This window comes from Bacillus sp. 2D03 (assembly GCF_003946765.1).
GTDB lineage: Bacteria > Bacillota > Bacilli > Bacillales > Bacillaceae_G > Bacillus_A > Bacillus_A cereus.
Genome location: NZ_RPSJ01000009.1, coordinates 1 through 17,394, shown reverse-complemented (window position 1 = coordinate 17,394; position 17,394 = coordinate 1). Strand labels below are relative to the sequence as shown.

The window sequence follows — 17,394 nt, the reverse complement described above, 5'->3', positions numbered from 1 at the left end:
TATTCTCTTTTACCATTACGGCTTTTCTGCTTCTTGCTGTGGTTCGAGTGGCGGTACGAGTGTGACACCTAATTCTGTACCAGGTTGTAATAATGTTCCTTCCGCCACACTTTGTTCTGTTACGTATCCTGTACCAGAAGGTTTCAAGTTAAGCTGTAATGTCTTCGCTAAATTCATAACATCACGCAGTGCCCATCCTTGTATATTTGGCATTGTAGGCTTATCTCCTACCAAGAAGACTCGGTCGCCTTTTAATGTTTGTTCAGTCGCTTTTGGTACTTGTTGCTGTACTTTCCCTTCACCTAGTACGATTGGACGAAGTTTTGCTTTATCAATCGCTTTCCCCGCTTCAGCCATCGTTTTACCATTTACATCCGGAACAGTAGTTTGTTGTTCTTTCAGATGTTTTTTCGGATCTTTCACTTCATTTGGCTTAATCTTTAAATACTCTAAACTATTTTTTGTTACATATTTAAAAATATCAGCTAACGGTTGTGCACCGTTCTCATCATCTTTTAATTTCGGCTGTTTAACAGCTACATACACAACAAGTTGTGGATCGTCCATTGGTGCCATACCTAAGAATGAGAATATATAATTCTGTCTCCCTGTCATATAGCCGCCTTTTCCATCCGGAATTTGCGCTGTACCTGTTTTACCACCAACTGAATATCCATCAATTTTATAAGCTGTCCCTGTACCTTTCGGAGATGTAACAACACGTTCTAATAATTGTCTTACTTGCGCTGCTGTTTCCTTTGTAACAGGTTTTCCTACTTCTTCTGGCTTATGTTCTAATTTTACTTTGTCTGTTATCGGATCTACAATTTTATCAATTGCATAAGGTTTCATCATTTTCCCATCATTTGCAATGGCCGTTGCAGCTTGTACAAGCTGAATTGGTGTTACAGTGGAACCTTGTCCAAAAGCTGTTGTCACTTGTTGTATTTGCTGATCAAATAAAATTGTATTCGATCCTTCACCTGATAAATCAATGTTCGTTTTTTCATCTAATCCAAAACTATGAATATATTTTCGGAAACGTTCTGGACCAAGTTTTTGATCTCCTAAAATTGCAAACGCTACGTTTGAAGAACGCTCTACCCCTTCATCAAACGTGATAGAGCCCCAACCAGCACCACCGTTATGATCTTTTATTTTCCTATTTCCGACTTGATATGTCCCGGACTGATAATAATCTTGCCCTTTGTACACACCTTCATTAATGGCTGCCGCTAACGTGAAAATTTTCATTGTTGATCCAGGTTCAAATGCATTGGCAATTGCATCATTGAAGAAATATTTAATTTGACGATCATTAGGGTCATAACTAGGTTTAGTAGACATCGCTAATATTTTCCCAGTTTTCGGATCTGCAACAATCCCTATTAAACTTTCTGGCTCATATTGCTTACTTGCTGCTTTCATCGCGTCTTCTAAATAACTTTGGACACGTTGATCAATTGTTAAATACGCGTTATCTCCATTTTTAGGTGCCTTTACATTAACTTTTCCACCATCAAGGGACACACCTTTACGATCACCTGTATACGCTACTTCTCCGTTCGAAGCACTTAAGTATTTATCCAAGCTTTTCTCTATGCCAAATTGACCTACCGAGGTTCCATTCTCATTTGGTTTTGCATGACCTATAACGTAAGATGCAAAATCACCGTTTGGATACACCCTTGCATTTTCTGTAATAAAAGATATTCCCGGCAACTTCAACGCTTCTATTTGTTCCTTCTTTTCTTTCGTCAAATCCTTGCCTAACGTTCCAAATTCGACTTGACTTCTACCTTCCTTATTTAAAGAAGCTAAAATATCCTCTTCGCCTTTTCCAAGTACTCCTGCAATTTTCTTTGCAGTATCTTCTTTATTCTCAACTGAGTTAGCACCTTTTAGTGCAGCTACCATTTTGTAAGAGTTTGCATCTTGCGCTAACACATGACCGTTTTGATCATAAATGGTTCCTCGGTTCGCTTCAAGAACTCCTTTTTTACTATGCTTTTGTTTAGCAAGTGCATCTAAATCCTGATTATGAACTGTTCCTGTTGATTGTATGTAAAAAAATCGGGCTAATAACAGCAAAAAGAGCAGGAGGAAAAATATCATAAAATAACCTGCTCCCTTATTGGTATGAAATTTAGTCATATTCTTCTTCATCGTTCCTTCACACCTATTGCCTTATTTGAGGCCTTTCACATTATTCGCATTAATTTCTAGCCCGTGTTTTTTTGCAACTTCAGCGATTCGTTCATAGCGACTTAACTTCTCTACTTCAGCTTGTAATTCTTGATTTTCTTTTTGCTGCTGTACAATTTTTTCTTCTATCGTCGCTGCTTCTACATTAACTTGATAAAGGCCTGCTTTATTTCCAATAAACGCGACACAGGCATACAATAAAAAGCCAATAAACGCTACATACAACAGTTTTTCGATTCTTGTAATTTTTGCTTTAACCTTCGGCTTAGCCATCTGCTGTGGGGGCGTTTGAATTTGCACCTCTTCTTGCGCTTGTTGTTTGTACTTTACAGCTAAATTAGTCATACCTCTCTCTCCCTTTTATCGTTTTTCAGCGATTCTCAACTTCGCAGAACGCGCACGATTATTTTCTTCTAGCTCTATATCAGAAGGTAAAATCGGTTTTCTTGTAATAAGCTTTAATTTCGGCTTAAATTCATCAGGAATAATCGGTAATCCTGGCGGCAATTGTGGCGTTGTACTATTTCGCTTAAACGTTGTTTTACAAATACGATCTTCTAATGAATGGAATGTTATAACACTAACCCTTCCACCTGGCTTAACCATCTCAATAGCAGATTCCAATGCTTCTTCAAATACTTTTAATTCATCATTTACAGCTATACGAATTGCCTGAAACACTCGCTTAGCAGGATGCCCACCCGTTCTACGAGCTGGAGCCGGAATACCTTCTTTAATTAGCTCTACTAATTCTCCTGTCGTTTCAATAGCTTTATTCTCACGATAAGCTTCAATTTTTCTTGCAATTTGTTTTGAAAATTTCTCTTCACCGTATTGGAAGAAAATCCTTACAAGTTGTTCATATGACCAGCTATTTACAACATCATACGCTGTTAATGGGGCATCTTGATCCATCCGCATATCTAGCGGTGCATCATGATGATAACTAAAGCCTCGTTCTGGTGTATCTAATTGTGGGGATGAAACACCTAAATCAAATAAAATGCCATCTACTTCTGTTATACCTATTTCCTGCAGTTTTTCAGCTAAATAACGGAAGTTACTCTTTACTGTTATAAACTGTTCACCGTATGAAGAGAACTTTTCTTTCGCGTTTTGAATCGCTATCTCATCTTGATCAAACGCTATTAATTTTCCACCTTCAGTTAATTGGGATAATAAATAAGAACTATGTCCTCCTCCCCCCAGTGTACAATCTACATATGTACCATCTGGCTTTATATCTAAGCCGTCTACTGTTTCCTTTAAAAGCACTGTTACGTGTTTAAACATTGTTGCACCTACTCTTTTTCCAATTAATTATGTTGAATGTATCCCTTCCTCTAAACACATATTTCACGCTTAGAGAATGAAATAATACGAAAGAACGACTCATTTAACTTACCAACAAAGGCAACATACTATACAAATCGCTATTTTCTTTTATTATATACTAAATTTTATCATCTTTTGCGGGAATTTAAATAAAAAACTGTCGAAAAAGCGAATAATACGTTTACATTTTGTGCTATTTTGTCATATATTTAAGTATCCAACACAATTGCCATATCTAACATTTTTTGATTGATAATTCAGAAAAAAATCACTTCACAGTAAATTCAACGGAATAAAAATAAAATCCTGCTCCAAAGAGCAAGATTTTATAGTTTTATAACATGATGTTTTCCGTCCCAAGAAAAAGGGTTTTCCATTACACGATCAACGAAATCCAAACCAAACTGATTTAAATAATAACATACATTCCACACACGTTCTTGCGGTGCACCTAATGGACGAAGTGCGAATTGTATACGGCGGAATTTATTTAGCTGAACCTCATACTTTTTCTCAACATTTCTTTTCAACATTCTTTCCAACAGTTCAATTTGTTCATTAATTTTCAATTCGTTTTTCCCTGCAAACGCACCTAACCCTGGCTCTATTTTCTTTACAAATTGCTGTAAAGATGTATGAATATCGGCAATTTCTTTTTTCGCCTTTTCAAAATGATCATCAATCGGTTCCTCTATTTGATTAGACAACCAGTTTTCACGCAGTTTATCGACATCATTTAAAAACGGATCAATTTCTCTCAATTGCAGATCGAATAAATCTGTCGCTATATCTCTCTCCACATAAGTAATTGTAAGACGAGGAACGACAGGTGGCATTTGAAAACCGACAGTATGGAATACTTGTTGTAATTCACTCCAATAAGCTAATTCCCCTGGACCTCCAATAAATGCGAGCGTAGGAAATACATACTCTTGCATAAGAGGACGTGTTACAACATTATTACTAAAACGTGCCGGATTTCTCTCCATCTCTTCAATCAACTCTTCGTATGAAAAGGAATGCGCCCCATCCTTTCCAACAAACTTCCCTTGATGCTCTTCAAGCAATACTCGTTCATTATCTATTTCCATGAATATATGCACTGCATGAGACTTCGTTTCAATAATCGGTTTGTATCCTAGTTCTTTAATTACTTCCTGCTGATTACGAAGGCCCTTTTGTACCTCTTTATACTTACTTATAATTCGCTTGAAAAATGGAATTTCTAACTTTCTTAATTCAGGATGATGTGAATCAACAAGGATTAAACCAGAATTAGCAAAGATTTTCGTAATAAGATGAGCAAAGAAATCTACATACGTATTCGATTTTTTCAAAGCATCATCAACAAATTTTAATACATCTTTTGTAAAATTTGTTTCTGGGTATGTTTTAAAAATCTCTTCAATCCAATTTCTACAATCTTCAACAGAAAGTTCAGACTCAGAAGCACTTGCCTTTTTCGGATTACGGTCATAAAAAATAGTTTTTTTCATCTTTTTATTTTTCGCTACAAAAGTATGATTAATCTCATCCATATCATGGTCTTCACCCGCAATCCAGAAGACAGGGACAACTTTAACTCCTAAACTTTCTTCCTTTTCCTTTGCAAGCTGTAAAATTGAAATAACTTTATGAATTGTATAAAGCGGTCCAGTTAATAACCCCGCTTGTTGTCCAGCTATAACAACATATGTATTTTCATCTCCAAGCGCTTTTACATTTTGAAGTGTAGATTCTCCCGCTTGTAATTTTGTATTATATTCTAATAAATGCGCTACTAAATCTTGGCGGAAAAACTCCCTTTCACGCAAATCATGTAAACGTTGTTTAAAAGCATCTTCTGTTAACATATAATCAAAACATGACTGTATCTCTTTTTTACCGTTCATATAGTCCGCTACAATACCTTGTTGCGGAACAGAGATTTCTTTTATCTCCATATAATTCTTCCTTTCGTATCCAGTTCTCTCACCAATCCACATTGTAGTCAATGTTTCACGTAAAAGCAAAGAATAACACTTATACTCTTGTTTCTAAACCTTTTATTGCATCGAACAAAAATTGAAGTGTCGGAACTGGTCGTTGCTGTTTCTTAGCTTCTTCTAATACATATCCAACAATCGCATTAATTTCCGTCTGTCTACTCGCTCTTACATCCGCTAGCATAGAAGATGTATTACGAGACGTTCCTTCACACACATTTCGTACCATTTGCCATACCATTTCTTTTTCTCCTCTAATAAGAAATGCTGCCTCCTGAAACACTTGCTCCATCATTTGATAAAAAAAACGATTCGTGATTAATTCACCATTCTTAACTCCCAATAGTGCTGTCAACGGATTGATACATACATTTACTACTAATTTTTTATGCATAATCTCTTCCCAATCCGTTTCTATTTGAACTGGAAAATAAGCAACAGGAAAATAATTGAATATTTTTTTAAAATGTATAGATTGACCACAAACCACTCCAAATTTTGTTACCCCTATCCCAGTATGATGAACGATATGCCCTCCCTCTTTTTTCGCACCATGTTCTACAATACCAACAGCTATATTTTTACTCCCTATGTTCAGCATCTTTTGAAGATGCGACATTCCGTTTTGCAAAAAGATTAATGATGATGCCCCTTCCACAAACGGTAGTACGTCATCTATATGATATTGCTTCACAGCAATAAATATATAATCTAAATTTTGCGCTACCATACTTTCTATCGGTAAAACAGATGGATATACTGTTTCACATCTTCCATCTCTAATACAAGTTACACCTATTTCATTTAATTCTTCAGCTTGCTTAGCTGTTCTTGTAAACAACGTAACATCTTGGTTATTTTTTTGTAAATAAAATGTATACAATAGACCAATAGCACCTGGTCCGACAATTCCAATTTTCATTTTCACACAAGGAATTCACACTAAGTGCCCTTGCCTTCCCCCCTTTATATCTTTTTAAAGCACCTGAGCACGCCCTATAATTCCGCTGTCCTCTGCCCAACAAATATACTCTCATTTTTCACTATGTATGTACCACCTATTAATACGCTTCTACTCTTAGTTTAGCAAATCCTCAAAAAAAATAAAAAAAGAAATATACTATCTTCTTCATAAAAATAAAAAAATGAGTTATACTATTATTATAAATATTTTTACTTTTCTGCATTCAACGAGACAAGAAAAGGATGTGATGTAATGGGATTCCCAAAAGTTGAGCGCTTGCTCATCAATTATAAAACGTTAGATGAATTCAAAAAATTTAAAGGGTGCGGAGCCCAGGAACTATCTATGCTGGAAGAATTGCAAGCAAACATTATTGAAAACGACAGTGAATCTCCATTTTACGGTATTTATTATGGCGGATCACTAATCGCACGTATGAGTCTATATATGAAAAGAAACGGCGGAGAACCATTCGAAATTACAGGTCCCTACCTAGAACTTTATAAACTTGAAGTATTACCAACTTTTCAAAAACAAGGATTCGGGCAAATGCTTGTAAATCATGCGAAACAAATGCAATTTCCTATTAAAACGATAGCACGTATTCATTCAGCTGGTTTTTGGGATAAATTAAATTTCAACCCCGTATCAGTAACTGATGGAGATTTTTATATTTGGCAGCCAGAAGCAAATTTGAATGCGGTTACAAACGAAGAATCGGCTTAAGAAATAAAAAAACAGCTGTATAACAGCTGTTTTTTATTTCTTAAGCTTCTCTAACTTCTCATTCGAGCGAGCATTGTTTCTTTCCGCTACCATTACACTTCTTTTTTGATCGATATAATCAAGTAGTGTTCTATACTCTTCTTCATATACTGATAATCGCTCCAGAAGACGCTCTCTTTCTGTTTGTAATGATTCAACTTGTTGTTGCAACACTGTTAAAGAGTTTTCATCTTTATAATTTTGCAAGAAATCAATAACATCATTCAACGTAATTGACGTAGGTTCTAACACCTTTGTCTCTTTCACTTCATAATTTTCTACTTTACGAAGTTGCTTTGCTTCCTCAATACGTTCTTTATATTGCTTTCTTACGTAAGAATTCCATCTAAACCCACATGCTGCTGGTGTACGAGATAAATTTTTCCCCACTTCCTTAAAGGCAGAAAGTTGTGTTCCACCTTCTCGAATATGCCGGAGTACTACTTCTGCCAGAAGCAAATCTTCATCATCAGTCCAAGCATCTTGTCTTGTTGTCGCCATCTCTCTAGTCCTCCCTATGCATTTTTTATTAAGCATATGCAGTTACTAGAAAAGATAGAATACAACAACTAAAGATTAAGACAAAAAAAATAAACGCAGAAGATATCTTCTGCGTTTATTTTCCCGCAATTACTTGCTGATTACTTCTTTACCTTTGTAAGTACCGCATGCTTTACATACACGGTGAGCTAATTTCGCTTCACCACAGCTTGGGCACTCTACCATACCAGGTACTGATAATTTGAAATGCGTACGACGCTTTCTTTTTACTGTTTTAGAAGTTCTTCTAAAAGGTACAGCCATTCTTCCCACCTCCTTAAAAGAAATAGTTATTTTCATATGAAGGCCTGAACCAGTCTTCCGATTATTTGTCAAAAAACTTTGCAAGTCCTGCCAATCTTGGATCAACAGTCTTTTCTTTGTCTTCTTCCGAAATCACTTGCCAGTCTTGACCTTGCGTCGGTGCTCCACCAGAAACATCATCACTGAAAATTTGCATTGGAATCTCCAAAAGTATATTTTCCTTGATTACGGGCAGTAAGTCAAGTACTTCTCCTTCTAAAGAATGAATTTCAGCTTCAGTTTCAAATTCTTCTTGTGAAGTTTGGAACACCTCAGTTGTTTTAATGTCAAATGGTAATGTCACATCTACTAAAGAGCGAGAACATGGTAAAACCATGCTTCCAGTTATATGTAGATGAAACGTAAACTTACCGGAGCCAAAATCAACTCTTCCCGTTACATGAACAGGATTAATTTCACGAATATCTTTCTCGACCTCTTTTAGCTCACTTACATCTACCATCTCATCCAATGTCAATCCTTTATTTCTCAATTTATTCAATTGATGGATGGACCATTTCATATCATATCACCTCAAGGCAACAAACAAAATTATAGCTAGCCATTTTATATTTGTCAATGTTTTTTCTTTACACCTCTAAAGAAGCATTGTGTCCATTATGTGTTAAAACGTGTGTTTTTGTCCAGCTATATTTTCTATTTTAGACAAAATGGACATAAAGTAAATAATAAATGTGGTACAAGTTGTGGTCAATGTGGTCTGCGTGGTCAAAAGAGAGTGGTCGTTTGCGATCACTCTCTTCTTATATATATATTCCCATTTACTATCCCCGTTAACTCCTACAGAATTAAATTTCTTGAATTACATATACTTTTACAAATACATCATATTTTGCTGCCAGTTGTTCCAATTTCTTTTCTCTATATTTGGTTATGGTGAAGAAATGAATAACTGGCACTTTTCCGTTATATTTTTGTTTATATATTCTAGTAAGCTCCTCGTAACATTTTAATTTTTCATCATTGACCACCATCTTTTGGGTGCGATCTATTTCTACAGCATGAAGTATTCTGTCCTCGTCACGAAATTTCACATCAGGAATTATCTTCTTCTTTTTGTTATCTTTTATATATCTAATTTCTGTTTCTATTTGCCAGTCATTTGGGCAAAACAAATGTAGCCAAGCTTCATTGCGTAAAATAGCATGTGCCACTCGGCTACGATGAACTACTTTCCCTTCACCAAATAGCTTGTGCCCTAATTGATTTAAATAATAAACATATTCTTTATTGTGAGTTAATTTACTCGTGTAAGAAGAGAGATCCTTCATAATTCGATTTGCATTTCTTATCCCACCCATATCATGCACACTCATTAAATGCCTTCTTGTCGCAAACTGTAGCTTCCTAATCGTCGCAAGTATCGCCATTTGACGGTTGATTTGCATATGCGTTTGCATCCTCATGTTTCTCCACCTCAAATTGTTTTAAATAATTCCACATCACTTCATTGCTAATATAAGGCACCTGTATTTCAGTAAGTCTATCGGTTTTGAAAATTGCACGACCAGGAATGCTTTTTATTGATTCTAATCCTGGTTCATCTATTACAACATTTGAAGCTGTTTGAGTTGGTAGCCTAAAACCTAATTTCGCATCACTATTTTGTTTCACTTGGCGTGGCAATGTATCTCCTGTAGGATACTGTGTACAGAAAATTAATCTAAATCCTAAGGCACCGCCTATACGAGCTATGTGGGACAGCATTTGTTGACACGCTCCCAATAGTCTTTGTTGTTCTTTTTTCATACTTTTATCAGGACAAAGTTCAGCTCCTTCGTCTACTATAATGAAGTACCGCTCTTTGATATTTGTTTCTACAACGTTTGTATAATGTCTATCTTTCATGTATTGCATTTTCTCTTCCATCTTCTCAAGAATGTCCTTTAATATCATAAAGGCTTCTACGGGCTTCTCAGCAATGGAAACTATTTGTTTTAAGTTCTTATATGGTCCGAACTCCAAACCGCCTTTTAAATCAATAATGTATAAATGAATATGCTCTGGTTGCGCTATAGTAAGTGACGTAACTACATTCTTTAGAAACACCGTCTTACCCATTCGTGTGAGACCACCTAGTGTCATATGTGGAGTTTTATCAAAATCATGGTAGATAAGTTTTTCTAAACCTTGGCCCATTGGTACACGCCATTTCCCTTGTGTCACTAAGTCATTTGACCATGACCATTTTTTCGGTATATCTCTATGAAACACACGAATATTTAATTTGTAATTGTCGTAATCAATTCGAACAGGTTTGTTCAATCCTTCAGAAACAACATCCTCAACTTTCTGAATAATTTTACTTGGCATTCCTACTGGTAATCGATATACATAAGTTGTGCTTCGGTCATCATTTTTTTGCTCAAGAAAAACCGGATACTGTAATCTCTCCTCAATCCGGATAGCAATTCCACTTACCTCAAAAAATACTTGTATCTTTTTACGGTCATCATCTTTACTTTTAAGTTTATCACCGAATATGGCGAATAATAATCCAGCGACCGGTACCGATAATAGCTCCAACATAAAATCACTCCCTATATCCCTCTTATAGAGGGTATATATCCCTGTTTCAAGGAATACGTGCATACAAGCAAAATCCCTTATGACATATAGAATATAAGCTTTCCACATCCCATTCCTTCATAGAAACATAACTAGAACATAACGTAGAAGGTATAAAAACGAACCTGTAAGCGTTGTGTACAAAGTAATACGTGGAAGCCAATGTGGAACGTTCTTCCCCATTTTTTCTGCTACCTTCATCGTAATTACTGACAAACCTGTTGCCGTCCAAATAATTACTGCTTCTCCTGCAAGTGTCATACCTATTCCTCCTCTTCTTTTTCGCGGAATATAATACCTTTTCTCGCAAGCACTACATCATAACAATCCATTAGGATTTCCCAATTTAAAATGTCTTCTTCCTCACCGTATAGATCCTCTTCGATAACCTGGGATAAACTGAAATACCTTTTATATTCCTTGTTATTAAACACTTCATGATTTTTCATGTGATTCATAATTGATTCTGTTTCTGATTTGGATTTTGATTCGTTATACATTTGACGTAATTCTTTTGAAGGATGTAAATATGGAGTTGTGTTTAAGTGATTATACTGCCAACGCATGTAACTCTCTCCCCTCTTGTTGTCTCTTCTTCCTTGTGGGCTTCTAAATGGAAGTAATATAGGTATATGTGATGGAATTTAATATTTGCCTGTCCAATTAAACTTTTTATGACAGAAAGCATTTTATTAAAAAGGTGTATTACTTGATGTGTTGAATCATATATATAGGAGGGATCTATATGAATTTCAAATGTAGATTACGCATCATTTTCGCCGAAAGAGAAATAAAACAAAAAGAATTTGCTAAACGTGTAAACTTAAGTCAATCTACACTAAGCACTCTTGTAAATAATACAAAACTACCTACTTTCCCTACAGCCTATAAAATTGCTAAAGAACTAAACTTGTACATAGAGGATATTTGGATTGAAGAAGAATCGAATATTAAATAAATTTCAAGGTGGAGATTATATGAAAGTCATACGCTCTATTTTTAATGCGTATCGCATATTCGGTAGAATTTTAAAACCTATACTACGTGCATTATCTAAAAGATAACTTTAAATACCATAATAATAAAAACAGGCCTAATCATAAAAGATAGGCTTTTTTTACGCATTCCAAAAGAACATATGTTTGTGTATAATAATATCAAACAGCTTGAATCGGAGGATCTCATTATGGAAAATGAAAATTGGGGAACACCTAAATTGAAAGGGCGCGGTATGATAAAGTGGCGACCATTTGCTTCACTTCCAGAACAATTTATCGGAATTAAGGAAATGCTAAACGATTTGAATAAGGTTCCTAAACCAACGATCACAGAAGATATGCGCGAACAAATTGAGCGTGGACTTATTCATTCAATGCAAAATAAAGAGGAAATATTAATTTCATACTATCGTGACGGAATAATTCACGACATGTACATAAATGTATTACATATTGAACCAATGCTAAAAACTGTGTATTGTACAGATGCTTTTGGTTTAAATACTGAGTTTAAGTTTGATGAATTGGTGAATATAAACTAAAAAAAGCCGCCCAATAGGACGGCTCTTATTTTTACTTTTCAAACTTCACATATTCACCTGAAACCCATTGGTCGCCACCAACATTATACCAACCGTCTCTATATCCCCAAGACTGATATCTTTCGCTCTGGTACACATTTTTTACGACACCATAGTTAGTTCCTGGACCAGTACGAACGCGTAACACATCAGCAGTAATAGTCACTACACCAATACCATCATTTGAAGGTTTAGAAGGTGTCGGTGCCTCCCCTCCTGTATAACGAATGTACGATGGATCATTATAAATCCACTGATCGCCACCAAGGTTTAACCACCCGTTTGATTGTCCCCATACTTCGTAGGACTCACCTTTACCTAATTGACGAATAACCCCGTATCCAGTACCCGGTCCTTTACGAAGGTTAACGCCATTCCCCTCAATATATGCAATACCTGTCCCGTTATTTGACGGCGGAATAGGTGTAGGAGTTACTTTACCACCTCCATTGTATGCGTTTTGGACTCTTTCAATAAAACTATTCCAACGTCCTTCTGCTAACATACGATGAGGACAGTACTTTCCACTCCATGATTGGTGTGTGCGAACTTTACTAATTGGAATATTGTACTGTTTCATGAGTTGAGCTACAACGATAGCTGCATTATCTTCTGCTTTATAATATCGATCTCCACCATTTAAAGAATAGCAAATCTCAACCCCGATAGACTTTCGATTACCATTTCCTCCACCATCACCACAATGCCAAGCGTTACGCTCTAAAGGAATACCTTGTACAGCTTCCTTATCATCTACTGCGATATGAAACGAAACTTGGTTGTCATTGCGAATCATATAAGATACTTCATTTTCTGCTGTAGCATCATTATACGTATTGTGAACTGTGATAAATTCTGGATTCATTGTATACGGACACTTTGTACCATATTTACTTGGGTCAACTAATTTTTTTCTGATTTCCATTATTGAACATCTCCTTTTAGTGTAAATTATTTTTTTCTAATACATCTTTTTGTTGTAATCCTTTGTTACTCAAATAGTTGTTCTTCCACGCCATATACAAAGTAAATGCGCCTGTAATTACGGCTACTAAATCGTTTGTGATTTTGTCATCAATGGTTTGGTATCCAACAAGATTTAAAACACTATTAATTACAGCAATCACCAATATGACATAGCGACTAATTGATGCTGCATCAAGATTTTTCATATTCTCACCTCCTCTCAATAAAAAAAGTGACCGTATATACGATCACTTCCCTGCGAATTTAAAAAGAGCCATTATCCCACCAGTGATAATAGCTCCAACTACTGTAGTACCAATCCAGAATACTAATTTATCTAATCGATCAATCCGTAAATGAGCGCTTTTCGCTGATTGCTGTGCTTCAATCGCAACATCCTTAACGTTACCAAGTGTGTCTAACTTTGTTTCCACCCTTGTTAACCCTACTAATAGTTCTTTAAAATCATCATGTTTTTGCTCTGACATTGGGTCAACTCCTTTCCAAATAAAAGCCCTATTTTATACAAAATAAAAAAGCCTGCTTATGCACGCTTAATCTGTAATATTTAAATTAAAAAGCTCATTGCAATATGAATTGTATTCCCGCTCTGAACACCATTTACGAAAATCCCACCATCACTTTTAACCGTAACCTCACAAACTGTTGGTCCATTGCCATAAGCAAGTGCTGGAAAAGCAATATTTTGTACAGGGCGAAATCCAGTCGGAAGGGTTGCGAATACTGTCGTATTTGTCGGATTTCTAACTGATCCAATGACAGATATCTGCTCACCGCTTCTTTTATATTTCATATTTCTATCAGCAACATTTTCTATCCCTGTTGTAGGAAGGTTAATCCACCCTGTATCATTTGCTTGTCTAATTGTCCCATCTGTTCGAAATTCTACTCTTTTGGACCAATCCCAAGTATCCCCTTGAGAAACTGTGGATGGAGCAAAAATCAGCTCTCCCTGCGCCCCTTTGTGAATGACTGTCTTATAAGAACGACTACCTAATACAATTGCATTATCGCTCTTAAATTCAAGTAACCCATTTATGATGTCGCCAGCTTTTTTTAGAAGATTATCAGCAAAAACATTGAATACCCCAGTAGGTGATTTATCAAGCAACACTTTATTATTTTTCCAGTCTTTTAAATAGAATTGACCATCCGAGGCTCCTACAAGACCGATATCTAATAACTTATCCTCACTATTGAATCCAACTCCGATATTGGAACCGGACGTTGGTTTCATTGTTAGATAACCTGTCATTATCCCGCCTGATCGCTTTACAACATCCATTTTATCAACCGCTTGCTGCAAAGCATCTATCTGTTTCTTGAGCTTATCGAACTCAGAAATATAGTTTTCGATTTTAATATTACCTTCTTTTACATCCCGTCTTAATGTAATCCGAATGTCTGGTGTACTCATTCGTTCTGTACTTTTTTCCATAACAAAATAAGCTGTCCAATCATCCGATGCGGAAACAGCTTGTGAGGACAATGTGTATGAAAATATACCATTCTTTGCATCAACTATTTGAGCATCATCTCGAACAAACAGTCCGACTTGATTAATCGCTTCGTACTTCACTGCATACCCTGTTAAATCAACAATTTGCCCCTTTTCTCTTACATATACAGTAATCTTCAAGCCGTTTTTATCATTTTGTCTCGAACGAATTGTTTTGGTAAACACAGGATCTGCTAAATCTATAATAATTTCCTCATTTCGCATGACTACACCTCTCTCTAACTATTCCTTTTCACGCGTCTAGGCGGTCTTCTTTGACGTTTTACTTTGTTCCTGTGTTTTATATTTCCTTTAGGCTTTATTGGCTCTAATTCTTCGATTCTAGCATCTGTTTTGGCTACATACTCCTGAAATGCTTTAACAGTCTGCGCAATCATCCCATATAAGCCAACACCATTTTCTTTTGATTCATCCGGAAGCACAACTCCATAATGAGTTGTAATATCATTTGTTGTAAGGATTGGATCTCCTTCTTTACGTTTCATACGCATATCATACAACTCGGCTACTTCTGTCTTAAGGTTGTACTGTTTAATTTCCCAGCCCATTACCTTCTCTAACGCATCAAATTTAATATCACGTATATTTGTTTTATATTTCTTTTTAGAAGATACTTTAAAATCTGCTGCTAAAACACCGTTGAAATAAGTTCCCCCAGCACTTTTCACTTGCACATAGGTACTTTCATAATTTCTGTTGTTCCGTAATAAAATGTTCTGAAATACGATGTCACTATCTCCGCCAGATGACTGTTTCAAATCCACAACCCGATCTCCATTTTGGCGAAAGCTAAATCCTTCTTTTGCAGTGAAATAAGCACCACCTGTTCTACTTTCCAGAAAAAGATTATTTTGGCTTCTCAAAGAAGCATAGGATGCTTTTGACTCTAGTTCTAGGCTTTGATCCGCTCTTAGTTCCGCATGTCCATTTTGATTAAACGCAAGGGACGCTGAAAAATAGACTCTGTTTGGATCACCATTTAGGTATCCATTTGATATTCCGATTCCTCCTGACTTGGGAGAACCTTCGAGTTGGTAAACTAACACTGCACCCTGCGTTGCTGTTATATCATTGTTGCCACCTAATACAATAGTGGGTTGCATGACATTACTTTGATTTATATAATAGCCCATGAAAATCCGGGTGGTATACGATTCCATTAACCTAATAAACTGTTTGGAAATAGAGACATAATTAGAATCATTGGCAGTTCTAAGAGTAGTTCCTGTTATTTCTCCACCTCTAATCACATTTCCAGTCAATACTCCAGTTGTAATAAAATCCGCAACAATACGCCCATCTTTTGTTATTGCTATTTCATACGGACCATTTACCCCGTTTGATGAATAACCTAATCCGTTTATGTTCCACTGCCACACTTTTGAAGCTGTCATTTCATTTTTTGTATCCATAATTAGAATTCGGTCTGGATATACACGAACATTTCCACCAAATCCTGAATTGATTAGTTTTGTTGCATTTTCTTTCGCTGCATCCAGTAAAGATCCTGGCATATTGGATAAATCTTGTTGAATTTGATCTACCTTACCAGCCATATCTGTAAAAGATTCTTTAAAGTTCCCAATGGTTACATTGATATATTCCTTTTTAATCGGATCATATTTATACGCAATGACTTTTGCTTGAATATCAATACCGTCTTCCTCATGTTTAACTGTAACAATATCTCCCATCCAGACACGCTGCAAGATTTTATATTCTTTATATTCCTCTGTTTGAGACAACTCTTGAAATTCAACCTTATATGTTGCTTTCGGTTGATCTACCATCTGAATATCAAACATAGCTTTAGCGGCTTGACGTAACCTTTTATACGCTTCTTCTACAGGTACTGCGTCTTCATCATTCGCATTTTTACCGATAGCTGCCTTTATATGATTAAATTCAATAACTCGTATTCTCGGATGCGGATACTTATTAATCAGTGGGCTATCTACATATTTTTCTGGTAATAACAATCCGTCAAACCCTTGTGGCATAATTCTGGTAGTAGGGCTTTTCCAGTCCACACTGCCTTCATACCCTAACAAATCTTTTTTATGCCTTATCACTACTCCACGGTTAGATCCTCGGCTTTTCAACATCTTTACATCAAAGTTATCTCTTTTTAATTCCCCGCCCCATCGATTTACGAATGAATTATCTTGGCTCGTATCCAACATTGCTTCAACAGGATTCTTTCGAACAATACGTGCGGTGGATATATTTGTTACATCAGAATAAAAAGTAAAAGGATGCTTATATTGACAACCTGATGACAACCTAGCCATTGCCGCACTACCATTTGTGGGCTGAATAAATATATCTTCAATCAAGTTTTCCGTTAAATCATAAAAAATATGGTAACAAACCGCTTTGATTTCTCCCATACTCACTTTAGGAGTTACCACGCGAAATAACTGATCCCCATCAGGAGTAGGAACTTTTATGATGCTCATTCCGTCAATCTTCGTTCCATATGGAGCAAATAAAGGATAATTAAAATTAAAAACAAATAAACCGTTGAGTTCTTCCTCAACAGTTGCACTATAAATATGTTTATCTAAAACACCAATTCCGTTATGCGTAAAGTCTGTTTCATTTGGTTTATATAAAGTAATCA

20 protein-coding genes are annotated in these 17,394 nt (G+C 36.0%); 3 read left to right on the top strand and 17 right to left on the bottom strand.

Annotation, left to right across the window (positions count from 1 at the left end; translation table 11 throughout):
* Positions 1-15: 15 nt before the first annotated feature.
* The 5 genes from EBQ15_RS19895 to panE all read right to left on the bottom strand — a co-directional run bounded on the left by EBQ15_RS19895 (position 16) and on the right by panE (position 6,447).
* The gene (locus EBQ15_RS19895) at positions 16-2,166 is read right to left on the bottom strand and encodes a penicillin-binding protein (RefSeq protein WP_000739958.1); all 2,151 of its coding nucleotides are present in this window, start codon (positions 2,164-2,166) and stop codon (positions 16-18) included.
* A gap of 21 nt (positions 2,167-2,187) precedes the next feature.
* Complete coding sequence (ftsL, locus tag EBQ15_RS19890) at positions 2,188-2,550, bottom strand: cell division protein FtsL (RefSeq protein WP_000182804.1); 363 nt, start codon at positions 2,548-2,550, stop codon at positions 2,188-2,190.
* Between the two features lie 15 nt (positions 2,551-2,565).
* Positions 2,566-3,498, bottom strand: coding sequence for a 16S rRNA (cytosine(1402)-N(4))-methyltransferase RsmH (gene rsmH, locus EBQ15_RS19885; protein ID WP_000472508.1), 933 nt, complete (start codon positions 3,496-3,498; stop codon positions 2,566-2,568).
* A 368-nt stretch (positions 3,499-3,866) separates the two neighbouring features.
* Positions 3,867-5,483 (bottom strand): bacillithiol biosynthesis cysteine-adding enzyme BshC, encoded by a 1,617-nt coding sequence (bshC, locus tag EBQ15_RS19880; RefSeq protein ID WP_000403029.1) that lies wholly within the window; start codon positions 5,481-5,483, stop codon positions 3,867-3,869.
* 79 nt (positions 5,484-5,562) lie between these two features.
* Entirely contained in the window at positions 5,563-6,447 is an 885-nt protein-coding gene (panE, locus tag EBQ15_RS19875) for a 2-dehydropantoate 2-reductase (RefSeq protein WP_016118560.1), read from the bottom strand.
* Between the two features lie 294 nt (positions 6,448-6,741).
* Between panE and EBQ15_RS19870 the strand changes: the two genes are divergently transcribed.
* A complete protein-coding gene (locus EBQ15_RS19870; RefSeq protein ID WP_000506695.1) occupies positions 6,742-7,215 on the top strand; it encodes an N-acetyltransferase in 474 nt (157 codons plus the stop codon).
* Positions 7,216-7,248: 33 nt separating this feature from the next.
* Here the strand turns inward: EBQ15_RS19870 and EBQ15_RS19865 are convergent, their stop codons facing one another.
* The 7 genes from EBQ15_RS19865 to EBQ15_RS19830 all read right to left on the bottom strand — a co-directional run bounded on the left by EBQ15_RS19865 (position 7,249) and on the right by EBQ15_RS19830 (position 11,252).
* Entirely contained in the window at positions 7,249-7,755 is a 507-nt protein-coding gene (locus EBQ15_RS19865) for an RsfA family transcriptional regulator (RefSeq protein ID WP_000246468.1), read from the bottom strand.
* Positions 7,756-7,884: 129 nt separating this feature from the next.
* Entirely contained in the window at positions 7,885-8,058 is a 174-nt protein-coding gene (gene rpmF, locus EBQ15_RS19860; protein ID WP_001984764.1) for a 50S ribosomal protein L32, read from the bottom strand.
* A gap of 61 nt (positions 8,059-8,119) precedes the next feature.
* Positions 8,120-8,620 (bottom strand): YceD family protein, encoded by a 501-nt coding sequence (locus EBQ15_RS19855; protein WP_000872149.1) that lies wholly within the window; start codon positions 8,618-8,620, stop codon positions 8,120-8,122.
* A 286-nt stretch (positions 8,621-8,906) separates the two neighbouring features.
* Positions 8,907-9,524 carry a replication-relaxation family protein gene (locus EBQ15_RS19845; RefSeq protein ID WP_033683200.1) on the bottom strand — a complete coding sequence of 206 codons (618 nt, stop codon included), beginning with the start codon at positions 9,522-9,524 and terminating at the stop codon, positions 8,907-8,909.
* On the bottom strand, positions 9,466-10,647 hold the full coding sequence (locus EBQ15_RS19840) for an FtsK/SpoIIIE domain-containing protein (protein WP_033683937.1): 1,182 nt from the start codon (positions 10,645-10,647) through the stop codon (positions 9,466-9,468). The genes EBQ15_RS19845 and EBQ15_RS19840 overlap by 59 nt, the downstream gene beginning before the upstream one ends.
* A 117-nt stretch (positions 10,648-10,764) precedes the next feature.
* Complete coding sequence (locus tag EBQ15_RS19835) at positions 10,765-10,947, bottom strand: hypothetical protein (RefSeq protein WP_000170778.1); 183 nt, start codon at positions 10,945-10,947, stop codon at positions 10,765-10,767.
* Positions 10,948-10,949: 2 nt separating this feature from the next.
* On the bottom strand, positions 10,950-11,252 hold the full coding sequence (locus EBQ15_RS19830) for a hypothetical protein (RefSeq protein WP_001267626.1): 303 nt from the start codon (positions 11,250-11,252) through the stop codon (positions 10,950-10,952).
* A 179-nt stretch (positions 11,253-11,431) separates the two neighbouring features.
* Here EBQ15_RS19830 and EBQ15_RS19825 point away from each other — a divergent pair, with 179 nt between their 5' ends.
* Positions 11,432-11,644, top strand: coding sequence for a helix-turn-helix transcriptional regulator (locus EBQ15_RS19825; RefSeq protein WP_001009470.1), 213 nt, complete (start codon positions 11,432-11,434; stop codon positions 11,642-11,644).
* Positions 11,645-11,872: 228 nt separating this feature from the next.
* A complete protein-coding gene (locus EBQ15_RS19820) occupies positions 11,873-12,226 on the top strand; it encodes a YolD-like family protein (RefSeq protein ID WP_000426810.1) in 354 nt (117 codons plus the stop codon).
* A 31-nt stretch (positions 12,227-12,257) separates the two neighbouring features.
* Here EBQ15_RS19820 and EBQ15_RS19815 read toward each other — a convergent pair whose 3' ends face one another.
* The 5 genes from EBQ15_RS19815 to EBQ15_RS19795 all read right to left on the bottom strand — a co-directional run bounded on the left by EBQ15_RS19815 (position 12,258) and on the right by EBQ15_RS19795 (position 17,392).
* Positions 12,258-13,190: an N-acetylmuramoyl-L-alanine amidase gene (locus EBQ15_RS19815; RefSeq protein ID WP_000405784.1), complete on the bottom strand. Its 933-nt coding sequence runs from the start codon at positions 13,188-13,190 to the stop codon at positions 12,258-12,260.
* A gap of 16 nt (positions 13,191-13,206) precedes the next feature.
* A complete protein-coding gene (locus EBQ15_RS19810; RefSeq protein WP_000792639.1) occupies positions 13,207-13,437 on the bottom strand; it encodes a phage holin in 231 nt (76 codons plus the stop codon).
* 42 nt (positions 13,438-13,479) lie between these two features.
* Positions 13,480-13,719, bottom strand: a complete 240-nt coding sequence (locus EBQ15_RS19805; protein WP_000003219.1) for a hemolysin XhlA family protein — start codon at positions 13,717-13,719, stop codon at positions 13,480-13,482.
* An 80-nt stretch (positions 13,720-13,799) separates the two neighbouring features.
* The gene (locus EBQ15_RS19800; protein WP_033693006.1) at positions 13,800-14,975 is read right to left on the bottom strand and encodes a BppU family phage baseplate upper protein; all 1,176 of its coding nucleotides are present in this window, start codon (positions 14,973-14,975) and stop codon (positions 13,800-13,802) included.
* Positions 14,976-14,989: 14 nt separating this feature from the next.
* A complete protein-coding gene (locus EBQ15_RS19795; RefSeq protein WP_241232444.1) occupies positions 14,990-17,392 on the bottom strand; it encodes a phage tail spike protein in 2,403 nt (800 codons plus the stop codon).
* Positions 17,393-17,394: the final 2 nt, after the last annotated feature.

Excerpts from the sequence above, each read along its gene's own strand:
- EBQ15_RS19895 (WP_000739958.1), bottom strand. The coding sequence starts at position 2,166 with ATGAAGAAGAATATGACTAAATTTCATACCAATAAGGGAGCAGGTTAT.
- ftsL (WP_000182804.1), bottom strand. The coding sequence starts at position 2,550 with ATGACTAATTTAGCTGTAAAGTACAAACAACAAGCGCAAGAAGAGGTG.
- rsmH (WP_000472508.1), bottom strand. The coding sequence starts at position 3,498 with ATGTTTAAACACGTAACAGTGCTTTTAAAGGAAACAGTAGACGGCTTA.
- bshC (WP_000403029.1), bottom strand. The coding sequence starts at position 5,483 with ATGGAGATAAAAGAAATCTCTGTTCCGCAACAAGGTATTGTAGCGGAC.
- panE (WP_016118560.1), bottom strand. The coding sequence starts at position 6,447 with ATGAAAATTGGAATTGTCGGACCAGGTGCTATTGGTCTATTGTATACA.
- EBQ15_RS19870 (WP_000506695.1), top strand. The coding sequence starts at position 6,742 with ATGGGATTCCCAAAAGTTGAGCGCTTGCTCATCAATTATAAAACGTTA.
- EBQ15_RS19865 (WP_000246468.1), bottom strand. The coding sequence starts at position 7,755 with ATGGCGACAACAAGACAAGATGCTTGGACTGATGATGAAGATTTGCTT.
- rpmF (WP_001984764.1), bottom strand. The coding sequence starts at position 8,058 with ATGGCTGTACCTTTTAGAAGAACTTCTAAAACAGTAAAAAGAAAGCGT.
- EBQ15_RS19855 (WP_000872149.1), bottom strand. The coding sequence starts at position 8,620 with ATGAAATGGTCCATCCATCAATTGAATAAATTGAGAAATAAAGGATTG.
- EBQ15_RS19845 (WP_033683200.1), bottom strand. The coding sequence starts at position 9,524 with ATGAGGATGCAAACGCATATGCAAATCAACCGTCAAATGGCGATACTT.
- EBQ15_RS19840 (WP_033683937.1), bottom strand. The coding sequence starts at position 10,647 with ATGTTGGAGCTATTATCGGTACCGGTCGCTGGATTATTATTCGCCATA.
- EBQ15_RS19835 (WP_000170778.1), bottom strand. The coding sequence starts at position 10,947 with ATGACACTTGCAGGAGAAGCAGTAATTATTTGGACGGCAACAGGTTTG.
- EBQ15_RS19830 (WP_001267626.1), bottom strand. The coding sequence starts at position 11,252 with ATGCGTTGGCAGTATAATCACTTAAACACAACTCCATATTTACATCCT.
- EBQ15_RS19825 (WP_001009470.1), top strand. The coding sequence starts at position 11,432 with ATGAATTTCAAATGTAGATTACGCATCATTTTCGCCGAAAGAGAAATA.
- EBQ15_RS19820 (WP_000426810.1), top strand. The coding sequence starts at position 11,873 with ATGGAAAATGAAAATTGGGGAACACCTAAATTGAAAGGGCGCGGTATG.
- EBQ15_RS19815 (WP_000405784.1), bottom strand. The coding sequence starts at position 13,190 with ATGGAAATCAGAAAAAAATTAGTTGACCCAAGTAAATATGGTACAAAG.
- EBQ15_RS19810 (WP_000792639.1), bottom strand. The coding sequence starts at position 13,437 with ATGAAAAATCTTGATGCAGCATCAATTAGTCGCTATGTCATATTGGTG.
- EBQ15_RS19805 (WP_000003219.1), bottom strand. The coding sequence starts at position 13,719 with ATGTCAGAGCAAAAACATGATGATTTTAAAGAACTATTAGTAGGGTTA.
- EBQ15_RS19800 (WP_033693006.1), bottom strand. The coding sequence starts at position 14,975 with ATGCGAAATGAGGAAATTATTATAGATTTAGCAGATCCTGTGTTTACC.